Origin of the sequence: Marinobacter sp. LA51 (genome assembly GCF_030297175.1) — a bacterium.
GTDB lineage: Bacteria > Pseudomonadota > Gammaproteobacteria > Pseudomonadales > Oleiphilaceae > Marinobacter > Marinobacter apostichopi.
Map to the genome: position 1 here is coordinate 3,299,543 of NZ_AP028070.1, position 11,353 is coordinate 3,310,895.

Genomic DNA, 11,353 nt, shown 5'->3' on the forward strand with positions numbered 1-11,353 from the left:
GGCAGACACAAAAAAGCCCCGCACATGGCGGGGCTTTTCTGGCTAACTCCCGGATAACTCCGGGAGTGACCACCGAACCGATCGATTAACCGAACTGGTTCATGGTGTTGTCTTTACCACCGGCCTTCAGGGCCGCATCACCAGCGAAGAACTCCTTGTGGTCGTCACCGATGTTAGAACCAGCCATGTCCTGGTGCTTAACGGTAGCGATACCCTGGCGGATTTCCTTGCGCTGTACGCCGGCAACGTATGCCAGCATGCCTTCGTCACCAAAGTAGCCCTTGGCCAGGTTGTCCGTAGACAGGGCCGCAGTGTGGTAAGTCGGCAGCGTGATCAGGTGGTGGAAGATACCGGCTTCACGTGAACCATCACGCTGGAAGTTACGGCACCACTCGTCGGCCAGCTGACCCAGCTCGGTGTTGTCGTACTCTTCGCTCATCAGCTTCGGACGGTCGTAAGCTGAAACGTCCTTGCCTTCTTCCTGCCATGCATCGAATACCTGCTGACGGAAGTTCAGAGTCCAGTTGAAGGACGGGCTGTTGTTGTAAACCAGCTTGGCGTCAGGCACCACTTCCTTGATGCGGTTAACCATGGCTGCAATCTGGCCAACGTGCGGCTTCTCGGTTTCGATCCACAGCAGGTCAGCGCCGTTCTGCAGGCTGGTGATGCAGTCGAGGATAACGCGGTCTTCGCCGGTGCCCGGCTTGAACTGGAACAGGCCAGATGCCAGACGCTTCGGCCGAACCAGTTGGCCGTTCTGCTTGATAACAACGTCGCCGTTGTTGATGTCTTCAGCCTTCTCGATCACTTCGCCATCGATGAAGCTGTTGTACTGGTCACCCAGGTCGCCCGGCTCTTCAGTTACGGCGATCTTCTGGGTCAGTCCAGCGCCCAGGGAGTCAGTACGGGCAACGATAACACCGTCGTCCACACCCAGCTCCAGGAACGCCAGACGTACAGCGTTGATCTTGGACAGGAAGTCAGCGTGCGGCACGGTTACCTTGCCATCCTGGTGACCACACTGCTTCTCGTCAGAAACCTGGTTTTCGATCTGGATGCAGCAAGCACCCGCCTCAATCATCTGCTTAGCCAGCAGGTAAGTTGCTTCGGCGTTACCGAAACCGGCGTCGATGTCGGCAATGATCGGTACAACGTGAGTTTCGTGGCTGTCGATCTGCTTGATCAGTTCTTCGGCCTTGGCGTTGTCACCGGCGTTTTCAGCTTCTTCCAGGGCACGGAACAGGTGGTTCAGTTCCCATGAATCTGCCTGACGCAGGAAGGTGTACAGCTCTTCGATCAGGCCAGAAACGGCAGTCTTCTCGTGCATGGACTGGTCAGGCAGAGGACCGAATTCTGAACGCAGAGCGGCTACCATCCAGCCAGACAGGTACAGGTAACGACGCTTGGTGGAACCGAAGTGTTTCTTAATGGACAGCATCTTCTGCTGACCAATGAAGCCGTGCCAGCAGCCCAGGGACTGGGTGTACTGAGCGGTGTCGTTGTCGTAGTTGGCCATGTCTTCGCGCATGATCTTGGCGGTGTACTTGGCGATATCCAGGCCGGTCTTGAATTTGTTCTGAGCACGCATACGGGCGGCGTGCTTCGGGTTGATAGCATTCCAGGTCGGATGCTGCTTCAACAGGGATGTAATCTGGTCAACGTCTTGTGCGTAGGGCATGATCTCAATCCTTTCTACGTTGGTTTTCTTAGTCGGTGCGGAACCACTTAAAGCGAATTCCGAAGTCAGCATTCACAGCGCTTTTCGGAGCGTTGCGCTGACGTTGACGACCACTTTAGTGCCTCTGAATTTATAATTGAAATTTATATAATCTATATTCAGCATTTTTTTGGTGAATGACCCGAATCCCTGAAACATATGAGCTTTATTTACACATACGCAACTGACATAAGGTGATTTTTCGCCCAGACTGCAGACTCTGGGACCGCCACCCTCCGTGTCGCGTCCAGCCAGCAATCAGATTAAGGAAGTAAGTGAGCGTCGATGGGGGTCGTTAACCGTGATCCGGGCATGTTAAGGGCGATGCGAGCCGTTTTCGTTCTGATCACGGTCGCTTGCAGCCTGTTGATCTTGCCCACCCGTTCCTCAGAGCAACCTGTCGGAGCGACCATCGATTTCTCCCAAAGCCGCAGTCAGTGGCTTCGGTACGGTTACGATTCCGAAAACCAGGTCCTCGACCAATGGCAGTCGTTGCTGGAACGGATCGAGTCCCTGCCAACCGACGAAAAGCTCCGCCAGGTTAACGAGTTTGTTCACGATGCCCTGAAATACCGACTGGACAGTGACCTGTGGAATCGTGAAGATTACTGGGCCTCACCCTTGGAAACGCTCGCTCATGGCATGGGCGACTGCGAAGACTTTGTTATCATTCAATATGTTAGCCTTCTCAGTGCCGGGATAACCGACGATCAGCTCCGCTTGATCTACGTGCGCGCCCGTATCGGCGGGCCAGCCAGTCCCATCACCAGACCCCACATGGTGCTGGGCTATTACCCCACACCTGGCGCAGAACCCGTTCTACTGGACAGCCTGATGGAAGATATTCTGCCGGCAAGAGAGCGCACCGACCTGACGCCGGTATTCAGTTTTAACAGCAGTGAACTCTGGGCGGGAGGTGCCGGCGCCTCCGCAGGCAGTTCCACCGCTCGCCTGTCACCCTGGCGGGACGTCCTTAATCGTATGCGTAGCGAAGGAGTAAGCTTTAATGTCTCTCGTTAAACAGTTGTGGCTGGCTACCACCATCCTGATTGTCACGGCCTTTGCAGCCAGTCTTGCAGCCAGCCTGGTCTCGGCCCAGGCGTACTATCAGGAACAGCTGGCACTGAAGAACATTGATAGTGCGAACTCCCTTGCCATCACCCTTTCTCATACCGAAAAAGAACAGGCGCTGATTCGCTCCTTTCTCGATGCCCAGTTTGCCACCGGCCACTACCAGCGCATTCGCCTGGAGTTCGGCAATGGCAAGTCGGTTGATTTGCGGAGTGAGGCCACGGATCTGAGCGCTCCGGGCTGGTTCCGGTCGCTCTTTCCGCTCAGAGTGCCCGCGGGCGTAGCCACCGTGTCTGATGGCTGGGTCAATTACGGGACGGTGTCCGTGGAGAGCGCGACCAGCTATGCCGCCAACTCACTGTGGGTGACCGCCCAGCGTTTGTTCTTGTGGCTTACGCTGGTCGCCCTGTGCGCAGGATTGGCTGGTAGCTGGCTGGTGCGCCGAATCAGTCACCCCCTGAAAGATGTGGTGCAGCAAGCCGAGGCCATTGGCGAGAAACGCTTTATCGTCTCCGCGGAACCCAGAACCACCGAATTCCGGCGGGTAGTTCGGGCCATGAACAAATTGTCCCGGCGCGTCGAGAACATGCTGGAGAGCGAGGCCAAGGCACTGGCGGAGATGCGCGAAAAAGCCCTGCACGACCCTGTCACCGGCGTTGCCAACCGGGAGTTCTTTGCCAATCGTCTTGATGCGCTGCTAGCCGATCACGACAACGATGCCCGGCACACCCTGATTCTGGCCCGAGTGCCCGAGCTTGCGAGCCTGAACGCCAAGCTTGGCCATGAGCAGGTCAATGCCGAGCTCCGCCGATTCTGTTCCCAGGTGTCAGATAATTTTGCAGACTGCGACCACCACTTCACTGACTTTTTTATCGGGCGCCTGAACGGTTCGGACTTCGGCATTCTGCTGACCGAATTTCACGACACCCATGCGCTCGGCGATATGCTTGTCTCTGGAATCCAGGGGCCCGGCAACCAGGAAGAGCGCCAGGATCTGCGGTTCTCAGCCAGCGTTTTCCAGCCAGGCACCAGCAGGGCTGAGGTAATGATGCGGGCCGATCACCTGCTGGCACAGGCCGAACAGGCACAAGAACCTCTCGTGATTGGTGAAGATAGCGAGGAAGACATTCCCTTCCGCAACGCGTCGGAATGGCGCGCCGCGATCCAGTCGGCGCTCGACAATGACGAATTGGACGAGGTACTGCACCCTCTGGTCGGCCGCGACGGCACTCCGCTGCATCAGGAAGCCAAGATTCGCCTGAAACTCAACGGCGATTGGCGGGCTGCCGGTTACTTCCTGCCCTGGAGCCGACGCCTGGGGCTGCTCCCCATGGTTGATATCGCGATGATGAAGCATCTGAGTTCGATCGCACCGCCCGTTATTGGCAATCCTGTGCTCGTCCACGTCTCAACCGAAAGCCTGCTGGATGAGGACGCGTGCGATCGCATGCTGAAGCTGATCGAAGATCGCCCATCAGAATCGCACCCGCTCCGGCTCGAGCTTCCGGATTCGGCACTGAGCATTGGCGACTTACGCCTGAGCTCTTTCATTCACGAATCGCAACAGCGTGGATGCCAGGTTGGCATTGGTGGTGTCGGCCATAACCTGGAGCGCATTTCCAAAGTTCATGAACTTGGGCTGGACTACATCAAGACGGATCCGGTGTATGCCCAGCGTCTGGAATCGGACCATACCGCACAACAATACATGCAGCGACTCACAGCGTTGGCGCATTCCATTGGACTAGAGGTTTACCTGGCCGGGGCAACATCTGAGGCTTGCATTGAAGCAGCCTGGGAGGCAGGATTTAATGGAGTAACCGGCCCTGGAGTGTCGCGGGCCAGTTAATCGAAATCGAACAGATCGTCGCCGACTTCATCTATGAGGTTCAGGTGGTCATCCTGGCCTCGCATGGACTTTCGGGCCATCAGCTTTTGCTGGGCTTCCGGGGGTAGGTCGGTAAATCGGATAATTCCTTTCACCGACAGCAGGTCGACAAGATCCTCGATGACCCGGATCAACGATGAATCAGACTCACGAAACCGCTGGTCCACCGGGAGGCCCGCGCCCGCTGTCAGGAAAGCCTGCAGGTCGGCATCGTCGGCAGGCACACTCACGAATCCGTCTAAAGGCTCCTCACTGACGGCGACAACGTCGCCCTGATTATTTCGCCTTACGTACATCATCGCTCCCGTCGTTCGTCCGTTGCCCGCTCACCAGTAGCATCAATTGCATGCGATCACGCACACCCAGTTTCCTGAACACCGATCCCATATGTTCCTTGACGGTTCTTTCAGTAATACCGAGTTCATCGGCAATCTCCCGGTTGGAGACACCTTTTGACGCACGACGAGCCACTTCCTGCTCCCTGGCAGTAAGCATGCTCAGGTCAGTCTCTTGGGATGCGGCTGGCGCCGAGTTCAGGGCACTCGACATTAACTGCAGCAACGAACCCAGCAGATTCTCCGGAAACCAGAGCCCACCGTATCGCAGGCTATCTGCAACCTGCTGGAAGACCCGACTGTTTGCAAGTGCAGGCACATAGGCCCGAGCGCCACAGGCCAGGGCTCGATTCATCTCGGCACTTTCAGGTATCCGGGTCAACACGGCAACCCGGCTGCCAGCTTCAGACCAGCTCTGCGCCAGGCTTTGCCAATCAGGCACATCGGTACAGAGCCACAGCAAACTCCCTTCAAAAGGCGAAGGCAACTGCTCTCCGGTCTCGAACAGGTACGCGTCCGGCAGCACCCGCTGCCAGTGCTCCAGCGGCCTGAAGGTTGGCGCGTAGACAAGGAAGGAATGGCCTACTGTCATCGTTCACTCAATGCTTGGGAGGTTGCACGCACAACCGGTTTAAGAAGGTATTCCAGCACCGTTTTCTCGCCGGTGAGAATATCGACCTGGGCTGTCATCCCGGGAATGATCGCGAGCTGTTCGGAAAAGCCCTGAGCTTCTGTACGAAGCCTGGTCAGGTAATAGGTATTATCGTTTTCATCGGTGATGGTGTCGGCACTGATGTGTTCGACCGTCGCTTTCAGGCCGCCAAACACCGCGAAGTCGTAAGCGGTGAATTTAACGATGGCGTCCTGGCCCTTACGAATAAACGCGATGTCCTTCGGCGACACCCTTGCCTCCACCAACAGCTCATCGTTGAGAGGCACAATTTCCACGACGTCCTGACCCGGCGACACGACACCGCCGACAGTTTGAACGAACAGCCGCTGCACAGTGCCATCCACCGGCGCCTCGATTTGGGTTTTACTGACCCGGTCACGGAGCCCCGACATCAGCTCCCGAGTTGCCGCCAGTTCACTCACCTTTTCCGACAGCTGTTCACGCCAGCGATTGGTCATCACCAACCGGGTCTCACGAATTTTTGATTCGGCCTCGGCGATAGCGGAACGGGCCCTGGATATAGAGGCCTCTGCCTGACTGACCTCACCACGGGCATTGGAGATCTCCCGCTCCAACTTAATCAGGTCTACCTCGGAAACCGCACCAGAAGCCAGCAACGGCTTTTTCAGCTCTAGCTCCCGGGAAGCCAGGCCAAGCACCTCTTTATATTGACGACGGGCTGATTGCGCCTCTCTTAGGTCAGCCTGCCGTTGCTCCAGTTGTTGCTGGTAGATAATTTTCTGCTCGGCCAGTTCGTTTCGGCTGTTTTCAAACAAAGACCTCTGCACCGAAACCAGCTCCGGCGCCCGTTCTTTAAAGTCCTCGGGGAAGCTAATTTCAGTACCTTCAACCAAGGCACTCAGGCGAAAAATGTCCGCCTGCAACGACAGCTCTCTCGACTTCTGCTCTGCAACATCGGAATCGAAGCGTGTTGACTCGATACTCACCAGCAGCTGCCCCTTCTTTACCAATTCGCCCTCTTCTACTGACAGGGTCTCAACCACCCCGCCGTCCAACGACTGAACGATCTGTAACTGGCTGGAAGGAATCACTTTGCCATCGCCACGGGCCACTTCGTCGATGGGCGCAAAACCGGCCCATACCAGCAACGCACCGAATGCCAGGAAAACCATCCACAGCAACGCTCGGGCACGAACCGGCTCTTGTTGTACACGGGCCCACTCGCCATCGAGCTCCCACCCACGCTTGTCCGGCACATCAAGCCAGCGGCCCATCAGCCTGTCGAGCCACCGTTCTGTTCGACGCCCTACCCGATCGGAGCCACGACCAATGCCGTGGAAGCCCTTTTCAACCAGGGAGGACTTTTCTCGATCGTCGGTCATGACGCCCCCCGGATTTTGCCCTGGCGCAATGCCTCAATAACCGTTTCCTTGGCGCCGTCAGCCACAACCCGGCCGCCATCGAGGACCACGATTCGGTTTGCCAGCTCCAGCAGTGAGGTACGGTGAGTGACCATCACCACTGTCTTCCCCTCTGCCGCACGCGCCAACTGGCGTTTGAAATGCTCTTCACTAGAGTGGTCCAGGGACCCGCTGGGCTCATCCAACAGCAATATCGGTGGATCGCCCACCATCGCTCGTGCAATGGCAACGGCCTGGCGCTGACCACCGGACAAACGCTGTCCACGTTCGCCAATCTGCAGGTCGAAACCTTCCGGGTGGGCGTCCACATAGGACTTGAGCCCACTAAGCTCAGCTACCCGAAGCAACTCTTCGTCCGATACCGGACGCGACAGCAGGATGTTCTCCCGCAGACTGCCGTAGAAAAGTTCAACGTCCTGTGGCACATAACCTATGTTCCGGCGCAACTCGGCCGGATCGAGCTGCCGCAGATCTACGTTATCCAAACTGATAGTGCCCGCTGCGGGGTAGTACAAGCCCAACAGTAGGCGCTGCAAGGTGCTCTTGCCCGAGCCATTCTTACCGAGAATCGCGACCCGCTCACCGGCGTTCAATTTGACCGAGACGCCCTTAAGCGCCTGCTGACCGGATTCTGGGTACTCAAACTGAACGTCGCGGAACTCCACCTTGCCACTTAGGACCGGGCGGGAAACCCATTTTTTGCCCGGCGTTCGTTCCTGCGGCAACGCCATGATCTCATCCAGTGTTCGCAGCGCTGTGGCAGCCTGGTGGTATTGCCCCAGCAGGCCCGCCGCCTGGCTAACCGGCGCCATGGCCCGGGAAGACAACAGGTAGGCGGCAATCAATCCACCCTGAGACAGCTCGCCCTCGATAATGAGGTATACCCCAAGGATTATGATGGCAACAGACACAATATGCTGCGTCCATTGGGCGCCATTCTGAATGGTCGCGGCGATGAACTTCAGTCGAGCGCTGATGTTACTGATGTAAAGTGACGTGCGTTCGTAGGTAGCCTGAATCCGGCTTTCAACACCAAAGCTTTTGACCGACTCCAGGTTCGACAGGCCTTCCACAAGCGTTGCATTGCGCTGGGAACCTGCGGACATAGTTTCCTCGGACAGATCCCTGAGCCTACGCTGGGCTATGGACGCGTAAATGATGAGACCGACCGCGCCGACAACGACCGGAATCCCCAATGGCCAACTGATCAACATGATGACCAGCAGGAACAGCAACACGAACGGCAAGTCCACGAGACCAACCACCGTCATGGAACTTACGAACGAACGAATCGATTCAAAGGACTGAACATTGGCGGCAAAGGCGCCGGCAGACTGGGGGCGGTGAGCAAGACTGAGGCCCAGAACCCGCTCCATGATCGAAGCGGACAGCTTGGCGTCTGACCGGCTCGCCGCCAGGTCAATAAACCAGCCCCGCATCAATCGAAGCAGAAGGTCGGCTGACAGAGCAATCAGCACTCCAATCGCCAATACCCAGAGAGTGTGGGTAGCGTGATTCGGCACCACCCGATCGTAGACGTTCATTACGAAAAGCGGCATCGCGACTGCAAAAATGTTGATCATCAGCGCAGCAATGCAGATGTCACGATAGAGTTTTCGATTTTCAGCAATAACGCCCCAGAACCAGTGGCCTTTGCGGTCCGTGTGGGTGCGCGTGGCTCTCTTGTCAAATTGGAACTTGGGACGGCAATACAGCACGGTGCCGGTGTACTGTTCCGATAACGCTGCGAGCGACGTTTGGGTCTCGGAGTCAGGTAATTGTGGGTAGATCAGCGAGACCGTGCCCTGCTCGACATCCAGGGCATGCAGGACGCAGGCCCGATCTCCATCCAACAAAAGAATCGCTGGCAGGAGCTCCGGGTTGATACCATCAAGAGGTTGTTTCTCAATCTGACTGGCGAAACCCAATCGCTGCGCGGCCCGACCAAAAGTAGAGGGCGTAAGCTTGCCCTCATCCAGTGGAAGCCCAAACGAGATGCTCTCAGCCGATGCCTGCTGGCCATGAAACCTGCATACAACCTGCAGGCACGTCAGCAGACTATCGGCCTCATAGACTTGTTCGGATGTTCCCACGATTCACTCTTTTAATCCTGATTAGTTCTGTGCTCCAAACCCGGCCGATCCTGGCGCTATAATCTGGATATTGGCCCGGCGATTGGCGTTCATGGCCGCCTCAACATTAGCCGTAAAACGAGGTTGGTAGAAGCCCTGCCCCTGAACGGTAATTCTCTCACGAGCAATACCATAGGAGCTTTCCAGACGTTCCGCTACCGCCTCAGCCCGCCGGACGGATAATTCCTGGTTATACGCAGGCGCTCCTGATTTGGAGGCGTGCCCAACTATTACCACTGTGGCGCCAGGTGTCTGTTTCAGAACTTGAGCAACACTTGCCAGTTCTGCGGTACTGCCAGCCTCAATTCGAGCCGAATCATTGCCAAATTCGATGACGGACGTCTTCACCACCTTGGGCGGACTTTCAAGTGTGCAACCGCGTGCATTCACCCGAGCGCCCTTTGGAGTATTGGGGCATTCATCGCGATAATTTCGAACCCCATCTCCGTCGACATCCTGCAACAAGTCCATGGAGCCATTTAGCTCCACCGCCGGACAAATGCCGTCTGTGATCGTCAGTGGCTCGGCACCGAGTTCTTCGAGTGTCGGCAGGCCGTCACGAACCAGACCCAGCGATGACACCAGGTGCCCCATGCCGGCCTGAACCCGCGCCACCGCCAGTTTCCGGTCGTAAATCGCATTGACGTAGGCTCGGCTGGCATCGAAGTATTCGTTCTCCGCATCCAGAACGTCCAGCAGGGTACGCTCGCCAATATCAAACTGATCCTTATAGGCTGTGCGAACGCGCGCCGAGGACAAACGGTGATTGTTGAGGATAGGGATCTGGCCTTCCAGATTGCCTACATCATTATAGGAAATCTGCAGTTCCTGGCGGATATCCACACAGGCTTTATCCCGTAGATCTTTGGCGACGTTTACCCGTTCAAATGCGCTACGCACCTGCGCTCGATCTGAGCCACCGCGATAGAGGTTCATGCTTAGTTCAAGACCAACTCTGCCGTCGGTTTCGGAATTGTCAAAACCCAATGTGTCGAAAGAGCGATGACCGTAACTGGCAACCAGATCCAGCCTCGGATGGTATCCGGACCGGTTCTCCTCAACGTTAGCCTCGGCCGCTTCGATATCACGATGAGCGGCACGGAAGTCCGGGTTGCCCTCGTAAGCGATCCTCAATGCCTCGGTCACTGTCATGGGAACCAGTTCAGAGCCAAGCTCAACCTCTTCCATGCCAGAGGGTGGCGCAATCCCAATGATCCGCAGGTAGCGGGCTTTTACATCGTGAAGATTGCTGGCAACCACCACCAGGTTGGATTCGGCCAGTGACAGCCGGCCACTGATTTGCTCAAGATCTGCCGCCCGGGCTACACCTGCCTCAGCACTCTGGCTGACCTGGTCATACACTTCCTGGTGGGCATCCAGATTGTTCCGGGCCAACTCCAGCAATTCTCGCTGCCGCTGAACATCCAGGTAAGCTCGCAGGGCCTCCAGTGAAGTCTCTTCAATAGCACCCAGCAGCTGGTAGTAGCTGACCAGCTGTTCTTCTTCCAGGCGGTCAACAGAGCTGCTGGTCTGGAAGCCGTCGTAAAGCATCTGAGTTACAGAAATCTGCCCGTCGTAACCGTCGAATTCATCGACCGGGCCATAATTCCGGTGTTCAAGGCCGTAACGGGCATTGGCATCCACGGAAGGGAGGTAGCCGCCAAACGCACTGTCGGTGTCGTGCCCTGATTCCAGAAACTGGTGCCAGCTGGCTCGCACTTCCGGGTTGGTTTCAATGGCCCGGCTTACCGCATTGACCAGATCTGTGCTGGTGTTGGCTTGAACCGCAACCGGAGCCCCCAGTGACAGAGCAGTAAAAACTAAGGCCGACCCCACATAACCAATATTTTTCAAAATTGACAAACCGACACTCCCATTCACTCGAACTCACTACTCTCTGATTGCCGCTCTCTATACGCAGTCACGCTATCAAAAGATGCACCCTGCCTAAACATAAGAGAAATGCGATCCCACTGTGCCGCATTATCGGCAAACTGGTGCCGAACTCACGGTATTTTACAAGCATTTACATTTCATGACGATAAACTCGCCCAACCTGTACTTCGGTACAGTATGCAGTTAATTGCCCGGACTATAACGTAAGCTAATTCGAAAAAGCTCCAAAAACTTTCTGTTAGTTAATTTTTGTAATTAG

General features: G+C 56.3%; 8 protein-coding genes. 2 read left to right on the plus strand and 6 right to left on the minus strand.

From position 1 onward, the window contains the following. Positions 1-85: 85 nt before the first annotated feature. Positions 86-1,678, minus strand: a complete 1,593-nt coding sequence (locus QUE89_RS15320; protein WP_286220907.1) for an isocitrate lyase — start codon at positions 1,676-1,678, stop codon at positions 86-88. A 363-nt stretch (positions 1,679-2,041) separates the two neighbouring features. Here QUE89_RS15320 and QUE89_RS15325 point away from each other — a divergent pair, with 363 nt between their 5' ends. Then, on the plus strand, positions 2,042-2,737 hold the full coding sequence (locus QUE89_RS15325) for a transglutaminase-like cysteine peptidase (protein WP_286220908.1): 696 nt from the start codon (positions 2,042-2,044) through the stop codon (positions 2,735-2,737). Further along, positions 2,724-4,637 (plus strand): bifunctional diguanylate cyclase/phosphodiesterase, encoded by a 1,914-nt coding sequence (locus QUE89_RS15330; RefSeq protein ID WP_286220909.1) that lies wholly within the window; start codon positions 2,724-2,726, stop codon positions 4,635-4,637. The genes QUE89_RS15325 and QUE89_RS15330 overlap by 14 nt, the downstream gene beginning before the upstream one ends. Here the strand turns inward: QUE89_RS15330 and QUE89_RS15335 are convergent. The 5 genes from QUE89_RS15335 to QUE89_RS15355 are packed head-to-tail and all read right to left on the minus strand — an operon-like array spanning position 4,634 to position 11,061. After that, positions 4,634-4,972 carry a hypothetical protein gene (locus tag QUE89_RS15335; protein WP_286220910.1) on the minus strand — a complete coding sequence of 113 codons (339 nt, stop codon included), beginning with the start codon at positions 4,970-4,972 and terminating at the stop codon, positions 4,634-4,636. The two genes, QUE89_RS15330 and QUE89_RS15335, sit on opposite strands and share 4 nt — an antisense overlap. Next, positions 4,953-5,603: a helix-turn-helix transcriptional regulator gene (locus QUE89_RS15340; protein WP_286220911.1), complete on the minus strand. Its 651-nt coding sequence runs from the start codon at positions 5,601-5,603 to the stop codon at positions 4,953-4,955. The genes QUE89_RS15335 and QUE89_RS15340 overlap by 20 nt, the downstream gene beginning before the upstream one ends. Beyond that, complete coding sequence (locus QUE89_RS15345; RefSeq protein ID WP_286220912.1) at positions 5,600-7,027, minus strand: HlyD family type I secretion periplasmic adaptor subunit; 1,428 nt, start codon at positions 7,025-7,027, stop codon at positions 5,600-5,602. The genes QUE89_RS15340 and QUE89_RS15345 overlap by 4 nt, the downstream gene beginning before the upstream one ends. Beyond that, positions 7,024-9,159, minus strand: a complete 2,136-nt coding sequence (locus QUE89_RS15350; RefSeq protein WP_286220913.1) for a type I secretion system permease/ATPase — start codon at positions 9,157-9,159, stop codon at positions 7,024-7,026. The genes QUE89_RS15345 and QUE89_RS15350 overlap by 4 nt, the downstream gene beginning before the upstream one ends. 21 nt (positions 9,160-9,180) lie before the next feature. Next, entirely contained in the window at positions 9,181-11,061 is a 1,881-nt protein-coding gene (locus QUE89_RS15355) for a TolC family outer membrane protein (protein ID WP_286220914.1), read from the minus strand. Positions 11,062-11,353: the final 292 nt, after the last annotated feature.